The sequence below is a fragment of the Terrimonas ginsenosidimutans genome, assembly GCF_022012415.1.
Lineage (GTDB): Bacteria > Bacteroidota > Bacteroidia > Chitinophagales > Chitinophagaceae > Terrimonas_A > Terrimonas_A ginsenosidimutans.
Genome location: NZ_JAKLTR010000010.1, coordinates 14,288 through 37,138 on the forward strand (window position 1 = coordinate 14,288; position 22,851 = coordinate 37,138).

Here is a 22,851-nt window from a genome sequence, read left to right on the forward strand (position 1 = left end):
GTAACTTAGGAGTCAGTTTAACCTTAATACCATAGCATGAACTGGCAAAAAACGCGCGTAACGGAATCGATCGGCATTGATTACCCCATTCTGCAAGGGCCATTTGGAGGAGGCTTTTCTTCTGTAAAATTGTTATCCACGGTATCAAATGCAGGTGGACTCGGTGCCTATGGAGCCTATACATTAAGCCCGCAGGAGATCTATGAAACCGATAAGCAGATCAAAGCGGCAACAAACAAGCCTTATAATATTAATCTTTGGGTGTCAGATACAGACACAAAAGACGGCTCCGTAAGTGATGACCAGTACGAGAAAACGAAAAAGATCTTTCAACCCTACTTTGATGAACTGGGAATTCCTGTTCCGCCGAAGCCCGCTCCTTTCCAATCAAGATTCGAAAATCAACTACAGGTGATCCTGGACATAAAGCCTAAAGTATTCAGCTATATGTTCGGCACTTTACCGGAGGACGTATTGCAGGAATGCAGAAAGCGTGGCATCAAAACAGTTGGTACGGCCACAACACTCGATGAAGCAATCACGCTTGAAGCAACAGGCACAGACATGATCATTGCAACGGGTTTTGAAGCAGGTGGTCACCGGCCATCATTTCTGGAAGCGTCCGAACAATCATTGACAGGCACGTTTGTTCTGCTACAACTGATGCGGGAGAAAATAAAGGCGCCGGTAATTTCAGCGGGTGGAATTGCAGACAGCCGCGGTGCAAAGGCAGCATTCCTCCTGGGTGCTGATGCAGTACAGGTCGGCACTGCCTTTCTTGCCTGCGAGGAATCGAATGCCTCTCCCCTGCACCGCCAGATGTTATTCTCTGATGCAGCGAAACAAACAGCCTTAACAAGATCTTTTACAGGAAGGCTTGGCCGCGGTTTGAGTGGCCGATTGGTTAAAGAGCTTTTGGCGAAAGAAGCGCCACATCTTCCATTTCCATTACAAACAACGTTTATGGCACCGTTAAGACAGGCGGCTACAGAGCAACATCGGGCTGATATGATCTTTTTCTGGGGAGGACAGATCGCACCATTGGTGAAGCATAGAAAAGCCGCCGAACTGATGGAGGAATTGTGCCGGGCTTTTGTTTAATGTTCAAGGATGAAACATTGGCGGGAGAACTGATCAGCCATTTCCTTCATTTGCTTCATAATATCTATCTTCATAAAAACCTGATCCATGGTCGAAACAATGCGTACAACGGTTGAGTTATTCCCAAAGCTGGACTCATTTTTCATACAAGTTTTAAAATCGCTTACGGAAGACGACTGGAAAAAGCGAACGCTTGCAAAGCAATGGACCGTTAAAGACATAGCATTGCATCTTCTTGACGGAAACTTCCGGGTGATCAGCATGTACCGCGATGGATTCTTTGGCGAAGCGCCTCCGGCCATCAACTCCTACCAGGATCTCATCAACTACCTGAATGAACTAAACGGTTCCTGGGTAAAAGCAACAAGGAGGATGAGTACACCGCTGTTGATAGAGTTGCTGGAGTCGTCAGGCAAAGAATACAGTAAGCAAATGGCAGCGCTGGATCCTGACGCCGATGCCGTTTTTTCCGTATCATGGGCGGGAGAAGATGTTTCTAAAAACTGGTTTCATATTGCACGTGAATACACGGAGAAGTTTCATCACCAGATGCAGATCCGGGAAGCCGTATCTAAAACGGATGCGTTGATGACCAGGGAACTCTTCTACCCATTTATACAAACAATGTTAATGGGCTTGCCGCATACTTACAGAAATATCGATTCAACAGATGGGACCTGCATCGAGATAGAAGTATCTTCCTCTATTGGTGGCCTTTGGTTCCTCAGCAGAAAGGCAGGGCGCTGGGAGTTAACCGATACTTCTCCGGGCCTGGAGGCCATTGCACACGTTAGTTTTCCTCCGGCCGTTGCCTGGAAATTATTCACAAAAGGAATTACGGCTGCCGAAGCATTGAAAGAGGTAAAGATCACCGGCAATACAGAGATCGGCAATGTCGCATTGAATATGATCTCGGTAATGGCATAGTGGCGATCACTGAACGATCTGTTTGGTAGTTTCTATTATTTTTCCGGTCCGGTCTGACACTCTCAGGATGTATGTACCAGGCAATACACCAGTCATGTCAATTGAAATCGGCAGTGACGCATACTGTCGGATCGTTCTTCCTAACAGATCAAGTACCTGCAACCTGCAGTCGGGAGATATTCCTTGTTTTACCACATACAAAAGTTTTGAAGACTGCCGGACAGGGTTCGGGTAAAAAAGTATGTTTGAGGCTCCTGAGCTTAGTACCTCTATTATATCTGTTTTGATGTATACACCATTCCGCAGCTGAATCCTCGCCCTGATGTATATCGTGCCGGAGACCGGGTCGTCCATCAGATGAGTGTAGTCCAATTGACCTGCATTAACTTTTAAATCTCCAAGCACCTGCAGCAATTGACCATTTACACTCACTCTTTCGAAGCGGATGCTGTCTACGCCGGATGTTGTGCTGAGTTCAAGTTTCAAACGAAGTCTGTTCTCATCTTCCAATATATAATTGAGTGCCCTTAAAAAACATTGCACACCCTGCAGTTCAATATTCATGGCAATGCTTCTCGCCGCAGGAAGGTGATTGGAAAGAATGGGTTGAACTGCATAGACAAGCGACGGAAAAGTCTTCCGATCGATAGTTACAAATGTATCAACCGTATTCATTACTGGCTTAAGATGAGAGCTGTCAGTAAGGGAATAGATCACATACGATTGAGCATAGACGTGCCTCTTCCATGACAACCTGAATGAATCTGTACAAACAAAATCCGGTTGCGGTCTGAGAAGTTTAATGATAACAAAATCACCGGATGAGAATTCGCCGAAGGCTGTCCTCATTTTCAATCTGGCCATTGAAGTTGTATCCGGAATAATCCAGTTGACTATTCGCGAGGAAAGAGGCACGGCCGTGGCAATTGAAGTCCATACACTGCCTTTATCATAGCTTATGAAAAGATCCCCGGTCTCGCCAGCATCGGCTATTTGAGTGGCCCAGCGAATGGAAAGAGATGGATTATTTTCAGGATTGATATCGGATGCCTGCTGAGGGCTGGTGAAACGGAATGAGTGAAGTGTATCAACAAACCACGCAACCGAGAATGGAACGGCTCCGGCGTTGCCTGCGCGTACCGATACACTGATCTCGTAACTACCGGCCGCTGGTAATTGAATACTGATCTGTTCGGACGTGTTTAAAGAATCCCGTCCGCGCGAAGCAAGTTTCTCCAGGGAATCTTTTAAAGGGAAGCTACTGAGAACCCAGGGACGATATATCTCCCCGGTTTGACTGTTCCTTAATTCAAGATCAAGATCGTTGATCAGGGCGCTTATATTATTGACTGCCGCGGGCGGATCATTCCAGCAAAGCGTCATTTTCAGCTGAGACGTATTTACCGGAACGTCGATGGTTGCAGACCAGCTATCGCCGGAAGCAACAGCAGCGGAATGATACTTCTTCTGCTGGATCAGCCTGACGGCCTTGTAGCTGTTAAGCAAACCATAGCCCGTCTTATGATCAATACCTCTGTTATAAATATCATCCGTTGTTGAATACAGCGCGGATCTTATCAATGATGAAGAAGGAATGTTTTGTTGATTACTATCCGCATACACCTGTTGCAGGACGGCGATCGTTCCGCTGACCATTGCGGCTGCATCTGAAGTGCCATTCGGACCGAGCGCGATCAATTGCGGAGCCAGCCGCCCATCATATAACGGGCCGGCCGAACTCTCCGCAACAAGACTTCCCTGGTTATCAACCGCACCAACGGTGATCACATTTTTTGCCGATTTAAAATTTCCTGTCAGGTTTCCATACCCTTCTATTCCTGCATATCTCCCTTCAGCCGGTGTGGCCTTACCCTGGTTGCCCGCAGAGAATACATGGAGGATAATATTATTGAAACTTTGCGCATCATAACTTATCGCTTCAACGCCATAGAATGTTTGAATAAGCGTGCCATAAGAATGATTCTGAACAGTAACCTTCGCGTTCTTCAAGACCGAGATCTCATCTGCAAAAAGATCGGAAAACGAGGTGGGAAAAAAACGGCAATCATTGGCTATTCCTAATCCATCATAATAACTGTTGCCAGCCCCTCCGATAATAGAAGAGATCACCGTGGCGTGATTACTGACCGAGGACGAGGCAAGAGATGAAGGCAAGACACGCTTATACAGATCGAGATCTTCCGCCTCCATTGTCTGCTCCTTTACACCTACTGTGATCCCCTTTCCGTTTGCATATGGTATTAAGTTGCTCAATTCATTGATCCCATGAAATCCCTGGTCGTAACCAATAATACCGATCTCGGTAGTTGGCTTGGGCTGTATATCCAAGAATGTAATGAGTGGGCTTTGGAGGATCAGGTTAAGATCTTTAGCAGCACCCTTAAAAAGAACAGCTCTTGAAATGCTGTCAATTTTGATGATAGAATTACTTCCGGCGATCTGCGTGACGAAAGAAATAAGCGGACCAAGCTCATTTCCGGACACGATCAGTTTTATATTATTGCCCTTATCGTTCAACAATGCATGGGAAGAAAGTTTCCATTTATCGCTAGCTGGTTCATTTCGGATAAGTTGTGAAGATGGTATCAAATTCGTTTGTGCGGTGGAGATAATGGCTGTACTACTGCTTAATGAGCGAATGATCTTTATTTCCGGCGGCAGAGAGCCCCGGTATTCGATCACGGAAAAGGAGGACAGGCGATTAGAGGTCAGTACATCTGACCGGTAATATTCAAACAGGTCATTACTCCTGCCTTGTTGAGCAAGAGAAATTTTTGTGATCAATAAAATGACCAGGAAACTGAAGAAGCGACATCGCATAAGCAAAGCGTAAAAAGCCGGACGTGATACTATCGCGGATCACGTCCGGCAAAAGATCATTCAATTAGTACACATAATTCAGTGCAGTGTTGTCTGCAGCGCTGAATGAAGGGCTTCCATTCGTACAAGCCATCATCCATGAATTGTAGGAACCTGTAACGGTTGTAGGTGTGTTTGGAATATGCACGGCGCCAACACCAGCGGAACCTTCGTTCACGTTCTGGCCGCAGCTTGATCTGTTCATGTAATCTGTATGACGGAAACCGATACAATGCCCGATCTCATGAGCGATCACTTCATCTGCCTTATTGGCCGTATTCAGATAGCTGGTTGCGCAGCTGCTCGTGCTTAGCACGAAACCTGAAGACGGATTACCGCTTGAAGTAGGGAAACCGGCGGCTTGTCCGAGGATACATCCCCCGCCAGATGTTCCCAGGTTTGCGCCAGTGATCACAATATTCCCACCAGAGCTCACGCGTTGAAAGCGGATCTTCAGGTTAAGGTTATTGTATCTGGCCAGTGCCTGATCGAGACCGGTTGAATAATGCGCAGGAAAACCGGAGCCAAGGCGAACAGTGATAGTCCGTTGTCCGGACGCGGGAGTACTAACCACATTCGTGGTGCGATAGTGTTCTTCATTTGCATAAATGATCTCATGCGATACAACGCCTTTGAGCTCATTCAACTGAGCTCTCGAGAGAAGGATATCTCCTTCTACGAGATAGTTGCCATCAGAAGTGCGTTCAGCCCAATTGCCGTTGAAACCGGCGGCTACAATAAGCGCACGTTCATCATCTGATAGTTGTTGATACGATGTATCAGCCGAATCGTTGGCGGATTTTTTACAGCTGAAGAAGGCAAGTGTGAGCAGCAGGCCAAAGCCCACAGGAGCGATTAGTTTTTTCATGTGAAGGTGTTTTGGTGAGAGTAAAAAAGTATACCGAACTGAAGGTAGAGATAGTAAATAAGAAACGTTGCCCGTAAAGATCTAATCGTAATAGGGGTTTGTCATTAATGAGAAGAATAGACATGTGTAACGATGAAGGGAAACGATTAGGCGAACTAATTGGATATAATTATTTTGACCGGAAGGGAGTGGATGAAGCCTGTGCTGGGAAGAGGTTGTAGATGGCGATACACCGATGATCGAAAAAAATGATCTAATACACGAACTAAAGGAATTTTCCGAGTGCGGTGCGTAGCCCACGATTTCAATCGTGGGCGGACAATGGGAATGAAAATACAAGTGAGGAATTGACAAGACTGCTCGATCATTAAATGAGTTTGCGAAAGATACCTGAACATTCGTTTTCCCACGATTGAAATCGTGGGCTGGGGCGATACGCTGATGATCGAAAAAAATGGTGCAATACACGAACTAAAGGAATTTTTCCGAATGCCGTGCGTAGTCCACGATTTCAATCGTGGGCGGACAATATGAATGAAAATACAAGCGAGGAATTGAACAAGAGCGCTCGATCATTAAAAGAGTTTGCGAAGGATACCTGAACATTCATTTTCCCACGATTAAAATCGTGGGCTGGGGCGATACACTGATGATCGAAAAAAATGATGCAATACACGAACTAAATGAATTTCCGAATGCCGTGCGTAGCCCACGATTGAAATCGTGGGCGGACAACTAGCCTCTATCCCCTACGTCTCTTAAATGCTCTGACCAAATTAATTTCCATGTTTTTTTCACCAGATTTATTGTTTTTTTCACAGTTTTTTGCGAGGGAAAACCCATTGCCCAAAACAATGCGCAAACTAATTTCGTCTTAAATAAAAAATATGTCTCACTCCTTTTCGAGAATATGGGTCCATGCAATATGGGCAACAAAAGAACGGGCATTGGCTATCAAACCTGAAATTGAGATGGAGGTTTATAGCGTTATGCAAAATCAGTTAGCCGCTTTAGAATCTCCTGCAAAGATCATTAACGGCATGCCAGATCATGTGCATATGCTCTTCCTACTGAACCCGAAGCATGCATTGATGAACGTTGTAAAGCAAGTGAAAGGAAGCTGTTCAGAACATATCAATAGAAATAACCTGACGTCCAAACGGTTTTCATGGCAGACAGGCTATTCAGCCTATTCAGTGAGCGAATCAGCTCTGCAACGCGTGTACAACTACATACTCAGGCAAAAGCAACATCATCAAAATAAATTGTTCGAAGATGAATACAATGAATTTTTGCGTAAGCACGGATTCTTTCCCGACTGATCATTACTTTCGTCGATCCCTCATCCGTACTCTATCTGCGTCTCCACACTCCTCTACCACCTTCTTTCCTTATAGGCTCCATCCCAAAAATCAAATTCCAACCGGCTTGCTGCGATAAAAGCTTCTGTCATCATTGTCCGTCCATTTTCTGTTGTTGCCTCTGCCGCTTCATCACAGATCGCTATTGCAAGGCGCACCGCTTCACCAAATTCTTCTCCCGCATATGTATCGATCCATTTTTTATACGGATTATTTTCCTTCTGCTGCGTGCTATAAATATGATCGCCGATCTGCTTGTAGATCCAGAAACACGGAAGCACTGCAGCCATGCCAACTTCAACAGCATCCAATGCAGCTGTACTCTTCAGGAAATGAATATAATGATGGCAGGCCGGTTCGGGCAGCTGCGCTGCTGTGACGTTGAAATCGATGAAATATGATTCATGTAAGGCATTTTCAACCACGATCGCATTCTCAGCAAAACGGATAAATGATAGTGCATCGCCAACCTGTGTTGCGCGGGCACCAATGAGAGCAAGAGCGCGGGCAAAATGCTCGAGATAACAGGCATCCTGCTGCATATAAAACCTAAACTTTTCAACTGCCAATGTCCCCTCTTTCAGTTCATTAATAAAAGCCATTCCCTTTATTGATTGATAGATCGGGCCAATAGCAGCCCATGCCTGTTCAGACCATTTCATGTTTGATCAATTGCTTTGGGTTAAAAAAGTGGTTTAACGGACCGTTACCTTTCCCGGTTTGCACCTCTGCTCCATGCATGATCGCCTGATGAGTATATTCCTGCGCTGACGCAACCGCATCTTCGAGGGAACTCCCTTGCGACAAATATGCGGCAATGGCGGAAGAAAGCGTACAACCAGAACCATGCGTGTTGTTTGTATCGAACTTGGTATATGAAAACTCCAGTGGCTTAACTCCAGTTTCCTGGAAATAGAGCGATGTGATAACGCGCGATTGAAGGTGGCCTCCTTTCAGCAAAACAGACCTGCATCCCAGTTTCAGGATCTTTTCCCCTGCAACATACATATCATCCAGATCCTTTACCGGCATTTCGGCCAGGATAGACGCTTCATCCATATTCGGAGTGATCACGTCGGCTAATGGAAACAATAATTCAACAATCGCAGCGATGGTCTTTTCCTCGATCAGTTTGTGTCCGCTTGTTGCGACCATCACCGGATCAAACACAACCGGTGTCACGGGGTATCGTTTTAACGTGGACACAATGCACTCTACAAGTTCAGCCGTATGTACCATTCCGATCTTGATCGCTCCGGGAAAGATATCATCCATGATCGCTTCGATCTGTTCACGAACTGCTTCCACAGGAATTGGATAAATACTCCGGACCCCTTGCGTATTTTGAACGGGCAGGGCGGTCAGCACCGATGTAGCAAACGAACCCAACGAAGAAAACGTTTTGATATCCGCCTGAATCCCTGCGCCACCGCTTCCATCAAATCCGGCAATCGTAAGTGCCGAAGGGTATCTATATTTTTTTTGCATGAGTGATTTCTTTTTTGATTGTTAACGCCGCCTCCCAGGGATCATCGGATGCGCAAATAGCAGACACCACCGAGATGCAGTCGGCGCCTGCGCGTATCACGTCACCAGCATTTGACCTGTTCATACTTCCAATCGCTACAAGCGGCTTGTCAGAGAGACGACGGATAGCAGCCACTCCATCCAGGCCCCATTCGATAATTGTATTGGTTTTTGTTCCTGTATTGAAGACAGGACTTGCCGCTATATAGTCTGATACCAGTGCTTTACCGCTTTGAACCTGATCAAGATGCTCGATCGAATACCCGATCACAAATGCATCTTCATGATCCTTGCGGATGTCTATTGGCGATGCATCGCTATTACCGACGTGGATCCCATACGCATTTGTTGCCAGCATTACCTCAACATCATCATTAATGATCAGTGGTACATTATACCGGTCCGTGACCGATTTTAATTTAAGCGAACGGTAAACGTATTCATTGAACGGCAGATCCTTCTCACGGATCTGTATCACATCAACGCCACCCCTGATCGCCTGCTCGGCGACCTGCAGGAAATCTCTCCCTGCACATCCATCGGAAGACAGGACCAGATACAAATCAAATGGAAACAACGAATGCATGATCAGTTTCTTGAAATACGGATCGTGTTCATAAATTCTGTTTCAGTAATGTTATGCAACTTGTCAAGCAGCTCTACCTGTAAAGTTCCCGGACCGGAAGATTGCTTTGATCCCAGTTCTCCGCTGATCGCAAGTAGTGACATAGCCGCGGCAACAGCCTCGCTTTTGTTACTGACCACGCCGATAAAAGCACCGATGATCGAAGTGGCTGAACAACCCAGTCCCGTCACTTTTGTCATCAACGGACTCCCATTGCGCAGATAAAGTGTCTGATCATTATCCACCACAATATCGATCGCACCAGAAACACAAACCACGGAACCATATTCTTTATTGAGGGAAATAGCAGCATCAATCGCTTCGTTGCTCTCGGCGGTGCTGTCAACGCCTTTTGTATGAGATACATTGGCTTTAGCCAGCGCCATGATCTCCGAGGCATTACCCCGTATAACTGTTGGCCGGAGCGCCAGCAGATCAGATAATGTCCTGTTTCGATAATCAGTGGCGCCCGCACCTACCGGATCCAGCACCCAGGGTTTTGAAAGTTCATTCGCTTTATTGACAGCGAGGATCATCGATCTGACCCAGTAGGGATCAAGCGTTCCGATATTGATCACCAGCGCCTGGCAAATACCAACCATGTCCCCTACCTCTTCCTGCGCGTGGGACATGATCGGCGATGCTCCTGCGGCAAGGAGGGCATTCGCCGTATTGTTCATCACCACATAATTCGTGATATTATGAACAAGCGGAGAAGTCTTTTTTACAGTTTGAATGTGTTGCCAAAGAATTTTTTCCATTCGGTAATTTTTTGAATGGCCAGGGGAACAATTCTTTGAATTAAAAGTGCAGACAATACTCGACGAGTATGCAACGCTTTTCCCTACGCCGGTATAAACCGGATCAGGTTCAAAGGGACTCTCTCAATTCTTTTCAGAATACCCCTAAAGCCGGAGCGAAGATAAAGGAAAATAGCTTAATAGATCCATGCCGCTGGTTGGTGGCCTATGCCTGGACAAATGAGTCATGGGAAGGCGACAGAAAGATACTTAAAGAATTGCCTTTTATAAAAAATCATTACATTAGGGCTTGGCCCGACGTTTACCAAAAGCCAGGTCAGACCCGGAGTCCGCGACCTTCCGCATCATAGGTTCTCAAAGAAGTTTTCAATCACACTATCAAATGAAATTACCAGACTACGAACTATATAACCACCTAAACCTTCTCCATGAAAAGATCTCTCAAGATATCAATTACATTGGTTTCTGTTCTGGCGATCGCCTATGTACTTGCCTGTACTTCATTCCCGTTCTTTCCCGATAAAACAAAATGCATGAGCGATGCAGATCGGTTGACCAGCACACACTGGAAACAAATGGGTGGCTTCGAAAAATTTACCCCGGATTCCCTGCGCACTGGTTGCTGGAGTACCGCACTTGCACAGATCGTGTACTTCCATAAACTAAAACCCTATGGGCAAGTTGAATATACGTCGAGACAGGGTTATAAGATCAATGAAAACATGGACAGTACGCAATTTGATTTCGCGGCATTTACTGAAACAATTGATTCAACAACAAGTACTGAAAGTATTGAACAGCTTGCAAAATATAACTACTATGCAGCCCTTGCCGTTCAGAAAGATTTCGGAACAGACCGGTATATGAATAAACTTGCCCCGGCGAATTTACTGGAGCAACATTATAACATGAAAGTGGAACGGTTCATTGCATGGCACAAACTTGTTCCGAATACACTCGGAAAATTAGAGAAGATCATTTATAACGAATTAAATAAGAAGCAACCTGTGTTCCTGCACTTCGGCAATCTCAAAGATTTTGGTCATTCAGTTGTAGTTGACGCTTATTGCTATAAAGATGGGCAATTCATGGTGCATACGAACCAGGGGCAGGGTGGCCCAACAGACGGATGGTATGATTTCTATAAAGGCATTCTGAGGGAGGATGATAATGAGCTGAGGGTCGTATATACGTTTCAGCCCGGATAAATCCAAACGGGTTCCTGTCTATACATCCACCTGATACATCATCCAGAGAATTAAATTAGAGTCAGGACCGCGAAAAATCTTGTGCCCGAACCCCGTTTAACTATCTGCAGGAATATTATATATCACTACGCGTTGCAAAATCCGGCAGACAGGTTGCATCCTTCCCATTAGAATTTTTCTAATCAATTCTAATCTTGCGTTATAAAGCATTTACGCTTATAGTTCTCTAATTTTGCTGCCTGGGATATGTACATCAAAAGGCTCATACAATTACTGTCAGTATTACTGCTTGGGCTCGCTGCCGAAGCGGCACCGTCGTTCTCGCCGTGGAAGAAACATGCGCCCAACAATTTTCTGCATCATGATGCCGTCAATCATGATTCGATGGCAGGCGGAAGATTCGAAACAGATGTCTTCTTTACTGATCTGAAATCAGGAAAGCTCAAACGCTGCCGTACAAAATTCCGGGCGCCGGGGCAATTCACCCAGCTATCTGTACGTGAAACCAACGCCAATACATCTAAATCCTTCGTTGTATACAGAGAGTCATTGCAATCCAGCGGTGACGACTTCCCTCCTCCTTTTTATTATGTCTTTCTATTCAGGCTTACTTTGTTCTGAGCTGTTTTATCTACACCCTAAGGGGATTTTGCTGCTTGCCTAGATAACCTCCCTGTTTCCCTGGTCAGCTTTATGGGATGGGGCAACCCTTTCTCCAAGCTTCGGCTGGCGGAGACAGAGTTTTCATGCTATTCAACCAAGCCTTGTAATTAAAACATACTACAGATGAGATTTCTATTATACCTGGCTGTCATAAGCAGCTTTATCATCGCAGGCTGTTCCGCAAAAGCGAACAAACCTGACGCTTCAGAAGAAATTGAATTACCCGTATTACAGATCGACGCCCGGGATACATTGCTGCAACGGTCTTATGTTGCCAATATCAATGCATTTCAGAATACAGAACTGCGGGCAAAAGTGCCTGGCTACCTTGACAGGATCCTGGTTGATGAGGGAACGTTTGTCAAAAAAGGACAAGTGCTGTTCGCGCTCAATGACGCCGAATACAAAGTTCAGCTTTCAGAGGCTTCAGCTGTGCTGGCAAGCGCACGCGCAGAAGTAAAGATGGCACAGGTAGAAATGACAAGAGTGGAAGGCCTCGTCAATAAAAATATCGTTACCAGATCCGAACTGGATCTTGCGAAAGCAAAACTATCCGCCGCAGAGGCAAAGGTGCAGGAAGCCGTGGCCCGGGAAGAAAAGGCAAAGATCGGTCTTTCGCAAACTATGGTTCGCGCTCCCTTCAGCGGGATCATTGATCGAATCCCGCTAAAGGTCGGCAGCCTGATCACTGAAGGAACACTACTCACTACTCTATCCGACGTTCATTCTGTTCATGTTTATTTCAATGTTTCTGAAAATGAATACCTGCAGTTTGTCAGAAGCGGCGGCATGAAAGAAAATGCCGGCCAGGAGATCAGGCTTGAATTATCTGACGGATCTGATTATCCGCATTCAGGAAAGATAGAAACGATGGAAGGCGAGATTGATAAAGAGACAGGATCAATCGCTTTCCGTGCGGGTTTTCCAAATCCTGATAATATCCTTAAACACGGAGCAAGTGGCAAGATCGTATTAAAGTCATCCGTTTCCGGCGCGATACTGATACCACAACGATCTGTATTTGAAATACAGGACAAGAACTATGTATTCGTTCTGAACAAAGACAATAAGGTGAACATGCGCAGTATTGAAGCTGATACCAGGCTTGAAGATCTGATAGTGGTCAAATCCGGCCTGAAGAATGGAGACCGCATTGTTTATGAAGGTGTCCAAAACGTCCGCGAAGGGAATACAGTGAAGCCGCGCCTGCTCTCATTTAATACATTACTGGGTATTCCTCCAAAGTAAATAACCCTGACGATAACAGGTTTTAAAATAGCAACGTTCGGGTTTCCCGGGCAGGATGATACCTCCTGCCTACACCCTATACACAGAATACAAAATCATCCACTCACATGCTCGAAAGATTTATACGCCGTCCGGTGTTATCACTGGTCATATCTATACTGATCGTTTTACTGGGTGCTTTGGCACTGTTCACCCTTCCGATCACTCAATTTCCTGATATCGTTCCGCCATCAGTTGTTGTGACAGCCAATTACAACGGCGCCAATGCTGATGTGTGCGCCAAAGCTGTTGCTACGCCTCTTGAAAGAGCCATCAACGGCGTTCCGGGAATGACGTATATGAATTCCGTCAGCAGCAACAATGGGGTAACCCTGGTTCAGGTGTTCTTTGAAGTAGGAACTGATCCGGATCAGGCCGCTGTGAATGTGCAGAACAGGGTTACAACTGTATTGGATGAACTGCCGGAAGAGGTGATCAAGGCTGGTGTAACAACAGAGAAGGAAGTGAACAGTATGCTGCTCTACCTCAACATCATGAGCACGGACACAGCAGCCGACGAGGAATTTATTTACAACTTTACTGACATCAATGTACTTCAGGAACTTAAACGGATCGATGGTGTGGGTTTTGTTGATATCATGGGAGCCCGCGATTATTCCATGCGCGTCTGGCTAAAGCCTGATCGCTTACTTTCCTATAATATTTCCACAGAAGAGATCATCGCCGCCTTGCGCGCACAGAATATCGAAGCAGCTCCCGGCGTTACAGGAGAGAATTCAGGTAAAGACCAGCAGGCGAAACAATATGTATTGAAATACACGGGCAAATTCAATACGCCGCAACAGTACAGGGAACTTGTTCTTCGCTCAGACAATGACGGATCCGTTCTCCGATTAAAGGATATTGCTGATGTTGAATTTGGGACCGTCAGTTATGACATGGTCTCTAAAACAGATGGAAAGCCTTCCGCATCGATCATGATCAAACAACGACCGGGCTCCAATGCACAGGAAGTAATACAGACGATCAAGAATAAAATGGAAGAGCTGAAAGAAACCAGTTTTCCTCCCGGCATGGTGTATAACTATGCCTATGATGTATCACGCTTTCTGGATGCAAGTATTCATGAAGTATTGCGGACGCTGATCGAAGCTTTCATTCTCGTATTTATTGTAGTATTCATCTTCCTGCAGGATTTCCGGTCAACCCTGATCCCTGCACTTGCCGTACCGGTGGCATTGATCGGGACACTCGCCTTTATGCAATGGCTTGGCTTTTCTATCAACATGCTCACCCTTTTTGCACTCGTACTGGCAATCGGTATCGTGGTGGACAATGCGATCGTTGTGGTAGAAGCGGTACACGTAAAAATGACCCAGGATCATCTGCCGCCCCTTGAAGCAACGATTGCAGCAATGAAAGAGATCGGCAGCGCTATTGTGGCAATCACGCTGGTAATGTCCGCAGTGTTCGTCCCTGTTGCATTTCTGTCCGGCCCGGTCGGCGTGTTCTACCGGCAATTCTCCTTAACACTGGCAATGGCGATCGTGATCTCAGGGATCAATGCATTAACATTAACGCCGGCACTTTGTGCATTATTGATGAAGCATAAGCCGCAGGATCCAAAGAAGAAAAAGAACTGGCTCCAGCGCTTCTATGGCTCCTTCAACCGCGTGTATGATAAAACGGAGAACAGGTACGGGAGTGCCGTGCAATGGCTGGCCAGCAGAAAGATCGTAACGCTGTTGATGCTCGGGTTATTTCTTGTTTTAACCTGGGGCACCTCAAGCCTGCTCCCCACTGGATTTATTCCAGCAGAAGACCAAAGCATGGTCTACGTGAACGTAACAACCCCGCCGGGATCTACTGTTGAAAGAACTGAAGCAGTACTGGACGAAGTGCAGCGGGTGCTTTTGCAGGAAGAAGACATTGAGAACACGAGCACTCTCGCCGGATACAGTCTTTTAAGCGATATCTCAGGCGCCTCTTATGGCATGGCAATGATCAACCTGAAAAGCTGGGATGAAAGGTCGGGATCACTCAATTCCATCATCGATAGTTTAAAAAAGAAAACACGGCATATTTCAGATGCGAATGTCGAGTTCTTCCTCCCTCCTACGGTTCCGGGGTTTGGCAATGCCGGGGGATTCGAGCTTCGCCTGCTCAATAAGAAACGCGGTGACGACCTGAATGAAACAGCGAAAGTATCAGAGGCATTCCTTTCAGCGCTGAATAAACACCCGGTGATCGAGGGCGCATTCAGCAGCTTTGACCCGAACTTTCCTCAATATATGATCCACATTGATCAGGAAATGGCGGCAAAGCAAGGTGTAACGATCGACAATGCAATGAGTACTTTACAGACACTGCTTGGAAGTTACTACGCTACAAACTTCATCCGTTTCGGACAAATGTATAAGGTCATGCTGCAGGCTTTGCCGGAATACAGGGCAACTCCTGAAGACGTATTGAAGCTGTATGTCAAAAACAGTTCCGGCGAAATGGTTCCTTTCTCCAATTTTATCCGCATGGAAAAAGTGTTCGGCCCGGAACAGATCACCCGCTACAACATGTATACAGCAGCGATGATCAATGGAGATGCAGCGCCAGGATTTACAAGCGGCGAAGCGATCACGGCGATACAGGAAGTTGCAGACAGTACACTCCCGGGAGGATATACATTTGAATGGAGTGGCATGACACGTGAACAGATCATCTCCGGTAACCAGGCCGTATATATTTTTATCATCTGCTTATTGTTTGTCTACCTCCTGCTCGCTGCGCAGTATGAAAGTTTTGGGCTTCCTCTCGCGGTTATCCTTTCATTACCGGTTGGGATAGCCGGCGCATTCGGCGTGCTACTGATAGCGGGATTGGAAAACAACATCTACGCCCAGGTTGCGCTGATCATGTTGATCGGCTTGCTGGGTAAGAATGCGATCCTGATCGTTGAAGTGGCGCTGCAGAAACAACAACAGGGATATCCGGTGCTTGAGGCGGCTAAAGCCGGAGCTGTATCAAGACTGCGGCCGATACTAATGACATCATTTGCCTTCATCGCAGGATTGATCCCACTCTGCATTGCAACCGGTGCCGGCGCCATGGGCAATCGTTCCATCGGCACTGCAGCCGCCGGTGGAATGCTGGTGGGAACATTGTTTGGCATCTTCATCGTACCCGGTCTGTATGTTCTGTTCGCAGGCAAAAAGCGCGGAAACAAAAATAAAGAGCTGGCAACTGTTACCGTGCAAAATGATGACATCGCTCATTCACCAAATCAAGACAAAAATGAACAATAAGCATATATCTTTTTTCCGGATGCACCCGACAGCTATCGCGATCGGCTTACTGGTGACAACTATAGCCGCCACATCCTGCAAGACAATGGCTCCGCAAACCATGCCAGCCGTAAAGCCATTACCTGCTCAATATCCCGGGGCGGACACATTAACACAAGCTGACACCTTACAGCTTTCGTTCGATCAGTTTTTTAAAGACAGGAACCTGCAGGCATTCATAGATTCTGCCATGAGAAATAACACCGATCTTCAGATTGCCCTGCAACGGATCATTAAAGCAGAAGCAAGATTAATGGCAAGAAAAGGAGCACTCGGGCCAAACGTATCCGCGGTGATCTCCGGCAGCGCTGATAAGTATGGCGACTACACATTGAATGGCGTGGGCAATTTTGATACAAATCTTTCACCCAATATCAGCAAAGACCAAAAGATCCCGGTAAGCCCGACCACTGATATGTTTGTCGGCCTGCGAAGCGATTGGGAGATCGATATCTGGGGAAAACTCAAGAGCCTCCGAAAAGCGGCACTTGCTGAAGCGTTGGCAACACGCGAAGCAAGACAATTCATCGTCACAAATCTGATCGCGGAATTAACAGAGAAGTACTATCAGCTCCTCTCACTCGATACAGAGCTCGGCATCGTTCAGAAAAATATCCGTCTCCAGGAACAGGCCCTTGATATCGTAAAAGCGCAGAAGGAAGGTGGCCGTGCCAATGAACTCGCCGTTCAGCAATTCGCAGCGCAGTTGCTCAATACAAGAAGTATCGCTTACACTCTGCAACAGGACAGGGTTGAAACGGAAAATGAGATGAATGCGCTGGCTGGTCATTATCCGCAATACATTAAACGGGATACGAGCCTGTTTGAGGTACCCGATAATATTCCATTATTTACAGGCGTGCCGGTAGCGCTGTTATCCAACCGCCCGGATATCCGTCAGATTGAACTTGAGCTCCTGGCCGCCAGCGAAAATGTAAAAGCCGCGCGGAAATCTTTCTTACCGTCTTTGGTAATAAGTCCGTACCTGGCATTTAATGCCTTTACTCCGGCGCTTCTGTTCAGAGGCGGTTCAAGTGCATTCGGATTACTGGGCGGACTCTCAACTCCTTTACTTCAGCAAAAAAAATTGCGGGCTGATTATACAATTGCCAATGCGGAGAACCGCGAAACTGTATTCAGGTACCAGCAAATATTGCTGGATGCTTACAGTGAAGTGACGACGAATATGTCAGCCGTAAAAAATCATCAGCTTACTTACAATTTGAAAAAGAAGGAGGTAAAGCAATTGCAGGAAGCTGTCACTACATCTCACGAGTTATATCAATCGGGATATGCGAGTTATCTTGAAGTGATCACCGCGCAGAAGAACAGGTTGGATGCAGAGTTAGAAATGGTGAGAAAGAAGAAAGACATCTATTCTGCAGCAGTGCATTTATATCGGGCACTGGGAGGTGGATGGAAAAATAGTGCTACTCCGTAGTTTTAGGCATACCAGTATTCAACGAGCTCAACAACCGCATTGAAAGTGTCATTGTACTCATTTCTGAGCTTCAGAGTGACACTGAAGGCAACAACCTGCTGAGCGAACAATACGATAGCAACTGCTGTTCTGCAAATCCCAAAAGAAATTAAACTTTGTTGCCAGCATTGCCTGTAAATTCTGAAATCTTCCTGAAGAACACCAACAGTAAAATGAAGAGCGCCTGGAAAGGCGCTCTTTTGCTTCAACCTGCTATGCGAATCATACGAGAAGAATTGTCTTTTTAAGAATGTCTATCTGTTTTCAGAACTGGGACGATCCAGGACTACCGGTTCGCCAGTTCTGCCACTGCGTTCGCAAATGCTTCGGGTGCTTCCTGCGGAAGATTGTGTCCCACCCGCGGAATGATCATATGCTGTCTTGAAGCCGTAAAGAACTTAGCTGTTGACTCCCCATTTGTAGCAGCCACTACTCCATCTCCATCTCCGTCAAGCGTTATGCTGGGTACGGTGATCTTTGGCAACGTTGCCAGCTTTTGCTGTATTGCCTCATATTGCTTATCTCCTTTTACCAAACCGAAGCGGTGCCGATAGGAATGGATCACGACGTCTACATAATCCGGATTCTGAAATGCTGTAGCCGCACGTTCAAATGTTGTTTGGTCAAAATTCCAGTTTGGCGACCACTGCTTCCATAAAGTATTTGCAATCTCTGAGCGATATTTCTCCAGGCCCTGACGTCCCCGTTCCTGGTGAAAATAATATTGATACCAAAGCGGCACTTCATGATCCGGATGAACAGGTTTTTGCGCGTTGGCGATATCCTGGATCAGGTAACTGTTTACACATACGAGTCCTGTACAATGTTGTGGAAACAATGCCGCCGCCACACATGCAGCGCGTCCGCCCCAATCATATCCGGCCAGAACTGCCTTGTCGATTTTCAATGCGACCATCAGTGCCATCAGATCCATGCCTACCGCGGCCTGCTCACCGGACCGCATCGTTTGCTTATCCAGGAATCGTGTTGGCCCGAAGCCGCGCAGATACGGAACTATTACCCGCATGCCTTTTTCTGCGAGAATCGGGGCAACATCAACGTAACTATGAATATCATAAGGAAATCCATGCAGGAGCAATGTAACAGGCCCATCGGCCGGTCCTGTTTCATAATAAGCAATGTTCAGAACACCTGCGTTTATGAATTTCAGCGGCTCAAGTTTTTTTATCGGAGAATCCATCAATGATATTTTTTGAGATCCATTGTCAGATCGGGCAAACAACGGGCCGGATAAAGCTCCCAGTTGTGACGCAGCAATCCCCATCGCAGCCTGAGCGATGAACCGGCGGCGTGTGTGACGATGATCTACCATAAGTGCTATTGTTATATTCATCAATGATACATTCTCCTTAAACTCACACAATCAAAAGAACACCAGGCTGGCGCCATCATAGCTGCACCGGGAACTAACACCAAGCAAGGATCCCGGTTATGAAGCGCCGCACCCGGCGTCTTTGTGGATCATTATGCACATTAATGATCCGGTTCTACCCTTAGCCCGTGGGTAGTTTGCCACTCTCGCGGGATAGCCGCTGATCATTCCTTTCAGGCACACCTTGCGTAGACCCCTTAAACCGAACGCAACGAGTGAGATCAGCGGAGCTGCCCCGCGGGAGGAGAGAGACGATAACTGATGGCCGCTCTTCCATCCGATTATTTCAAGGTTTAGCCGAAACAGTACGTAGTTGTGCAATTGAATACAGCAGGCCTTCCATCGTCATCGTTTCTCTTACAGTTTCTCTGCCGCACTCACGATGAACGCAGCCACTTTCCCTGGTTGTGACACCATTGGTACGTGGCTGGATTGTAGTTCAAGAGCCGTGGCGTTCAATCTTTTTACCTGTGCTCTTGCGAGTTCGAGATTTACCATATGATCATTGATGGCAACAATGCACCAGGAGGGTTTTGATTTCCACGCTGCTTTGGTAACTTTTGTTGTGGTAGCGCCCTCATACCAGGGAATTTGAGTAGCATACACAACTTTCCGTTCTGCAGCCGGAAGATCCTGCGCAAAGAATTTGTGTATACCGGTTTCAGTCAGTGAAATAAAACCGGAAGCATCTTTTCTCATTTCAATATTACCCGGAGCTGCAGGATATTTGCCAGCTGCATCAACAAGCGATTGTCCTTCATCAGGGATCACTGCGGCGATATATAATAATCCGGCCACTTTGGGATCATTACCAGATTCAGTCACCACCACTCCGCCATAAGAGTGCCCTACAAGCAACACGGGGCCGTCAGCCAAAGCGATGGCCCGTTTGGTTGCTGCCACATCTGCTTCAAGAGATGTAAGAGGATTCTGAACAGCGATCACATTGTATCCTTTCCCCTGAAGGATCGGAATGAGTTTTGCATAGCTAGATCCATCAGCAAATGCGCCATGCACAAGCAATATATTCCTGACACCTTTGCTGATCTTTTGGGCATTTACACTGTCGATTGAAAAAAGCGATAAAGACGCGAACATGGCGCCAAGAGTGAATTGTTTAATTTTTGACATCGGTTTGAGTTTAAAAGTTTAAGTTGATTTTTGCTCACTGATCCTGGTGATCATTCATTGGGAGCTCATTGCGTTTTCAGCCAGTCTTCGAAAAGTATCTTTCCAAGTGTCGGATGTTCACCCGGCACCAAAGAACGATCATCAACGCTGATCCCGAGGTATGTGGCCCGCTCGTCGGTGATCACCTGGCGCTCATCATTTATCCCTTTCAGATATTTCCGGATAAACTCATCCATTCCCATTTTTTCAGGACCGGCGATTTCAATGGTTTCATCAAGGGGCCCTGCTACAGCGATCTCTGCCAGCATTGCCGCCACATCATCTGCGGCAATAGTTTGCACGGAAGTGTGGGGTAGATGTACATATTTTCCAATGGAAGATCCGTTTGCGATCGTGCCGGCAAATTCATGAAACTGGGTTGAGCGCAGAATCGTGTATGGAATACCGGACGCTTTCAGCATATTTTCCTGCGCAAGCTTTCCCCGGAAATAGCCGCTCTCCTGCAACCTGTCTGTTCCCACGATCGATAATACTACGTGATGTTTTATTCCGGCTTTCTTTCCGGCATCTACAAGATTTTTACCGGAGGTTTCAAAGAAATGGACCGCAGCATCCGGTTCAAGCGACGGTGAGTTGGAAACATCTACGACTGAATAAGCGCCTTCAAAGCTTTTTGCAAGTCCTTCCCCTGTGATCGTATTCACGCCTGAGATCGGGGAAGCTGCAATAACATCATGACCCTGGCTACGCAATAATTTTACAAGCCGGGCCCCAATAAGGCCTGTGCCGCCTATCACAACTATTTTCATATATATTTTTTTCGATGTTGAGTGTTGGGTTATTCCTGTACTTAATCCTGCATGACTCTTTTAATAGAAGCTGCCGCCTGGAAGATCGCCACTCTGATGGCAGGCATCATCGTGATCGGGTTGAGTAGGCCATAATCGTGGATCATCCCTCCGTGGCGGGTCAGTGATACAGCCACCCCTGCTTCATCCAGTTTGTGAGCGAAGGCTTCACCTTCATCCCGCAATACATCATTCTCTGCTGTTTGAATAATTACGGGAGGAAGCCCTTTCAATTGCTCAAGCGATGCCTCCAGCGGCGAGGCATAGATCTCTTTTCTTTTACTGAGATCAGGGAGATAGTTATCCCAAAACCAGATCATCATTTTTTTTGAAAGGAATCTTCCTTCTCCAAACTGATGGTAAGAACCTGTTTCAAAATCTGCATTGGTAACCGGCCAGAGCATTACGAGTAATTTGATCTCAGGGCCGCCTTTATCCTTCGCCATAAGTCCCACGGCAGCGGTCATGTTCCCGCCAACACTATTACCTACCACCGCCAGCTTTTTCGGATTGACGCCTATCTCTTCGCCATGCTCGGCTACCCATTTCGTTGCAGCATAGATCTGGTTGATCGCAACAGGATATTGCGCTTCAGGAGAAGGCGTATAATCAGGAAATACAGCGACAGCCCCGCTTGCAAACACCAGGTCTCTTACAAGCCGGCGATGTGTAGGATAGTCGCCAAGCACCCATCCTCCTCCATGAATAAATATAAAAACCGGGCTTGACGGTTTTGCATCAACGGGCTTAACGATGTGAATGTTGACCGTTTGTCCATCTTGCGTGATAGTGCGCTCAGATTCTTCAACACCGGAAAGATTCACTTCCACGGAACGCTGCGCCCCGGCCAGCACCTCCCGTGCATCCTCCGGGCTCAGCTCTTCGATGGGCGTTCCTCCTGCAGAATTAAGCGCTTTCAAAAATGTTCTGATATTCCTGTAGATCCGCGGATCATCCTCCGGCTTTACATCTCCTGTCGATTGTGTCATTGTTTTTGGTTTTATTGATAAATGATCGTCTTAGTTTCTTATAAACATTCTCTGTTCACCCTTGCTCCCTCCCCGGTTCAGCAAGCAGGACTCCCTTCAAGCCTTCAGAAGATGAGATGGCATACAACAGGCAGCCAGCTTCTTCTCCCGCCTTTGTACCAAAATGGTATACTTCATCCACTTTAAATTCTTCCGGAGCGAGTCTCAAACGGAGATCCTGGCAATAAAGACAATGCTCATCTTCTTCAAAGCTTTCTGTGTATCCCCTGTTCTCCAGGTCGCTGATGGCGTCTTGCACTGATCCGTAATTCTTCATGCCTTGTCTTTTGGTAGTCAAGCCCAGCCAAGTAGCATGCCACGTTATAATCATCTATTTTTCATACAATTACACAAGAACATCGCTTATGGAGGTAACGATATTTAATGGATCCGCGAAAAACCTGTTGCTATTTCGTGAGCAGCACATGAAATCATATTTCTTTAGAGAATATGGTCAAACGGGT

General features: G+C 46.5%; 19 protein-coding genes and 1 riboswitch. Of the genes, 8 read left to right on the forward strand and 11 right to left on the reverse strand.

Features of this window, described 5'->3' with window-relative positions; genetic code table 11:
- The first annotated feature begins 36 nt into the window (after positions 1-36).
- Together LZZ85_RS15625 and LZZ85_RS15630 are read left to right on the forward strand one after the other, a co-directional pair.
- Complete coding sequence (locus tag LZZ85_RS15625; RefSeq protein ID WP_237873816.1) at positions 37-1,101, forward strand: NAD(P)H-dependent flavin oxidoreductase; 1,065 nt, start codon at positions 37-39, stop codon at positions 1,099-1,101.
- An 87-nt stretch (positions 1,102-1,188) separates the two neighbouring features.
- On the forward strand, positions 1,189-2,028 hold the full coding sequence (locus LZZ85_RS15630) for a maleylpyruvate isomerase N-terminal domain-containing protein (RefSeq protein ID WP_237873817.1): 840 nt from the start codon (positions 1,189-1,191) through the stop codon (positions 2,026-2,028).
- Between the two features lie 6 nt (positions 2,029-2,034).
- Here LZZ85_RS15630 and LZZ85_RS15635 read toward each other — a convergent pair whose 3' ends face one another.
- Positions 2,035-4,869 (reverse strand): S8 family peptidase, encoded by a 2,835-nt coding sequence (locus LZZ85_RS15635; protein WP_237873818.1) that lies wholly within the window; start codon positions 4,867-4,869, stop codon positions 2,035-2,037.
- Positions 4,870-4,933: 64 nt separating this feature from the next.
- The gene (locus tag LZZ85_RS15640) at positions 4,934-5,776 is read right to left on the reverse strand and encodes a M57 family metalloprotease (RefSeq protein WP_237873821.1); all 843 of its coding nucleotides are present in this window, start codon (positions 5,774-5,776) and stop codon (positions 4,934-4,936) included.
- Between the two features lie 887 nt (positions 5,777-6,663).
- On the opposite strand from LZZ85_RS15640, the gene tnpA reads away from it, so the two are divergent.
- Positions 6,664-7,098 carry an IS200/IS605 family transposase gene (gene tnpA, locus LZZ85_RS15645; RefSeq protein ID WP_237873822.1) on the forward strand — a complete coding sequence of 145 codons (435 nt, stop codon included), beginning with the start codon at positions 6,664-6,666 and terminating at the stop codon, positions 7,096-7,098.
- A gap of 53 nt (positions 7,099-7,151) precedes the next feature.
- Here the strand turns inward: tnpA and tenA are convergent, their stop codons facing one another.
- The 4 genes from tenA to thiM are packed head-to-tail and all read right to left on the reverse strand — an operon-like array spanning position 7,152 to position 10,050.
- Positions 7,152-7,799, reverse strand: a complete 648-nt coding sequence (gene tenA, locus LZZ85_RS15650) for a thiaminase II (protein WP_237873824.1) — start codon at positions 7,797-7,799, stop codon at positions 7,152-7,154.
- A complete protein-coding gene (gene thiD / locus LZZ85_RS15655) occupies positions 7,786-8,625 on the reverse strand; it encodes a bifunctional hydroxymethylpyrimidine kinase/phosphomethylpyrimidine kinase (RefSeq protein ID WP_237873826.1) in 840 nt (279 codons plus the stop codon). Before thiD ends, tenA begins: the two co-directional genes overlap by 14 nt.
- A complete protein-coding gene (gene thiE / locus LZZ85_RS15660) occupies positions 8,609-9,250 on the reverse strand; it encodes a thiamine phosphate synthase (RefSeq protein WP_237873831.1) in 642 nt (213 codons plus the stop codon). Before thiE ends, thiD begins: the two co-directional genes overlap by 17 nt.
- A gap of 2 nt (positions 9,251-9,252) precedes the next feature.
- Positions 9,253-10,050, reverse strand: coding sequence for a hydroxyethylthiazole kinase (thiM, locus tag LZZ85_RS15665; protein WP_237873833.1), 798 nt, complete (start codon positions 10,048-10,050; stop codon positions 9,253-9,255).
- A 63-nt stretch (positions 10,051-10,113) separates the two neighbouring features.
- Positions 10,114-10,206: riboswitch (TPP riboswitch) on the reverse strand.
- Positions 10,207-10,478: 272 nt separating this feature from the next.
- Here thiM and LZZ85_RS15670 point away from each other — a divergent pair.
- From LZZ85_RS15670 to LZZ85_RS15690, 5 genes are all read left to right on the forward strand, one after another.
- Positions 10,479-11,258 carry a C10 family peptidase gene (locus LZZ85_RS15670; RefSeq protein ID WP_237873835.1) on the forward strand — a complete coding sequence of 260 codons (780 nt, stop codon included), beginning with the start codon at positions 10,479-10,481 and terminating at the stop codon, positions 11,256-11,258.
- 246 nt (positions 11,259-11,504) lie between these two features.
- Positions 11,505-11,879, forward strand: a complete 375-nt coding sequence (locus LZZ85_RS15675; RefSeq protein WP_237873837.1) for a hypothetical protein — start codon at positions 11,505-11,507, stop codon at positions 11,877-11,879.
- Between the two features lie 165 nt (positions 11,880-12,044).
- Positions 12,045-13,169, forward strand: coding sequence for an efflux RND transporter periplasmic adaptor subunit (locus tag LZZ85_RS15680; RefSeq protein WP_237873842.1), 1,125 nt, complete (start codon positions 12,045-12,047; stop codon positions 13,167-13,169).
- Between the two features lie 107 nt (positions 13,170-13,276).
- Positions 13,277-16,468: an efflux RND transporter permease subunit gene (locus LZZ85_RS15685; RefSeq protein ID WP_237873843.1), complete on the forward strand. Its 3,192-nt coding sequence runs from the start codon at positions 13,277-13,279 to the stop codon at positions 16,466-16,468.
- Positions 16,458-17,948 carry a TolC family protein gene (locus LZZ85_RS15690; protein ID WP_237873844.1) on the forward strand — a complete coding sequence of 497 codons (1,491 nt, stop codon included), beginning with the start codon at positions 16,458-16,460 and terminating at the stop codon, positions 17,946-17,948. Before LZZ85_RS15685 ends, LZZ85_RS15690 begins: the two co-directional genes overlap by 11 nt.
- A gap of 325 nt (positions 17,949-18,273) precedes the next feature.
- Here LZZ85_RS15690 and LZZ85_RS15695 read toward each other — a convergent pair whose 3' ends face one another.
- The 5 genes from LZZ85_RS15695 to LZZ85_RS15715 form a co-directional block, all read right to left on the reverse strand.
- Positions 18,274-19,341, reverse strand: a complete 1,068-nt coding sequence (locus LZZ85_RS15695; RefSeq protein ID WP_237873845.1) for an alpha/beta fold hydrolase — start codon at positions 19,339-19,341, stop codon at positions 18,274-18,276.
- A gap of 396 nt (positions 19,342-19,737) precedes the next feature.
- Positions 19,738-20,511 (reverse strand): alpha/beta hydrolase, encoded by a 774-nt coding sequence (locus LZZ85_RS15700; protein ID WP_237873847.1) that lies wholly within the window; start codon positions 20,509-20,511, stop codon positions 19,738-19,740.
- A 65-nt stretch (positions 20,512-20,576) separates the two neighbouring features.
- Positions 20,577-21,320 carry an SDR family oxidoreductase gene (locus LZZ85_RS15705; protein ID WP_237873849.1) on the reverse strand — a complete coding sequence of 248 codons (744 nt, stop codon included), beginning with the start codon at positions 21,318-21,320 and terminating at the stop codon, positions 20,577-20,579.
- Between the two features lie 41 nt (positions 21,321-21,361).
- Positions 21,362-22,348 carry an alpha/beta hydrolase gene (locus LZZ85_RS15710; RefSeq protein WP_237873850.1) on the reverse strand — a complete coding sequence of 329 codons (987 nt, stop codon included), beginning with the start codon at positions 22,346-22,348 and terminating at the stop codon, positions 21,362-21,364.
- A gap of 55 nt (positions 22,349-22,403) precedes the next feature.
- A complete protein-coding gene (locus LZZ85_RS15715) occupies positions 22,404-22,664 on the reverse strand; it encodes a phosphoribosylpyrophosphate synthetase (RefSeq protein WP_237873851.1) in 261 nt (86 codons plus the stop codon).
- Positions 22,665-22,851: the final 187 nt, after the last annotated feature.

Coding starts and splice junctions, on each gene's coding strand:
- LZZ85_RS15625 (WP_237873816.1), top strand. CDS start 37: ATGAACTGGCAAAAAACGCGCGTAACGGAATCGATCGGCATTGATTAC.
- LZZ85_RS15690 (WP_237873844.1), top strand. CDS start 16,458: ATGAACAATAAGCATATATCTTTTTTCCGGATGCACCCGACAGCTATC.
- tnpA (WP_237873822.1), top strand. CDS start 6,664: ATGTCTCACTCCTTTTCGAGAATATGGGTCCATGCAATATGGGCAACA.
- tenA (WP_237873824.1), bottom strand. CDS start 7,799: ATGAAATGGTCTGAACAGGCATGGGCTGCTATTGGCCCGATCTATCAA.
- LZZ85_RS15715 (WP_237873851.1), bottom strand. CDS start 22,664: ATGAAGAATTACGGATCAGTGCAAGACGCCATCAGCGACCTGGAGAAC.
- LZZ85_RS15700 (WP_237873847.1), bottom strand. CDS start 20,511: ATGTCAAAAATTAAACAATTCACTCTTGGCGCCATGTTCGCGTCTTTA.
- LZZ85_RS15705 (WP_237873849.1), bottom strand. CDS start 21,320: ATGAAAATAGTTGTGATAGGCGGCACAGGCCTTATTGGGGCCCGGCTT.
- LZZ85_RS15635 (WP_237873818.1), bottom strand. CDS start 4,869: ATGCGATGTCGCTTCTTCAGTTTCCTGGTCATTTTATTGATCACAAAA.
- LZZ85_RS15710 (WP_237873850.1), bottom strand. CDS start 22,348: ATGACACAATCGACAGGAGATGTAAAGCCGGAGGATGATCCGCGGATC.
- thiD (WP_237873826.1), bottom strand. CDS start 8,625: ATGCAAAAAAAATATAGATACCCTTCGGCACTTACGATTGCCGGATTT.
- LZZ85_RS15630 (WP_237873817.1), top strand. CDS start 1,189: ATGGTCGAAACAATGCGTACAACGGTTGAGTTATTCCCAAAGCTGGAC.
- thiM (WP_237873833.1), bottom strand. CDS start 10,050: ATGGAAAAAATTCTTTGGCAACACATTCAAACTGTAAAAAAGACTTCT.
- LZZ85_RS15685 (WP_237873843.1), top strand. CDS start 13,277: ATGCTCGAAAGATTTATACGCCGTCCGGTGTTATCACTGGTCATATCT.
- LZZ85_RS15675 (WP_237873837.1), top strand. CDS start 11,505: ATGTACATCAAAAGGCTCATACAATTACTGTCAGTATTACTGCTTGGG.
- thiE (WP_237873831.1), bottom strand. CDS start 9,250: ATGCATTCGTTGTTTCCATTTGATTTGTATCTGGTCCTGTCTTCCGAT.
- LZZ85_RS15640 (WP_237873821.1), bottom strand. CDS start 5,776: ATGAAAAAACTAATCGCTCCTGTGGGCTTTGGCCTGCTGCTCACACTT.
- LZZ85_RS15680 (WP_237873842.1), top strand. CDS start 12,045: ATGAGATTTCTATTATACCTGGCTGTCATAAGCAGCTTTATCATCGCA.
- LZZ85_RS15670 (WP_237873835.1), top strand. CDS start 10,479: ATGAAAAGATCTCTCAAGATATCAATTACATTGGTTTCTGTTCTGGCG.
- LZZ85_RS15695 (WP_237873845.1), bottom strand. CDS start 19,341: ATGAATATAACAATAGCACTTATGGTAGATCATCGTCACACACGCCGC.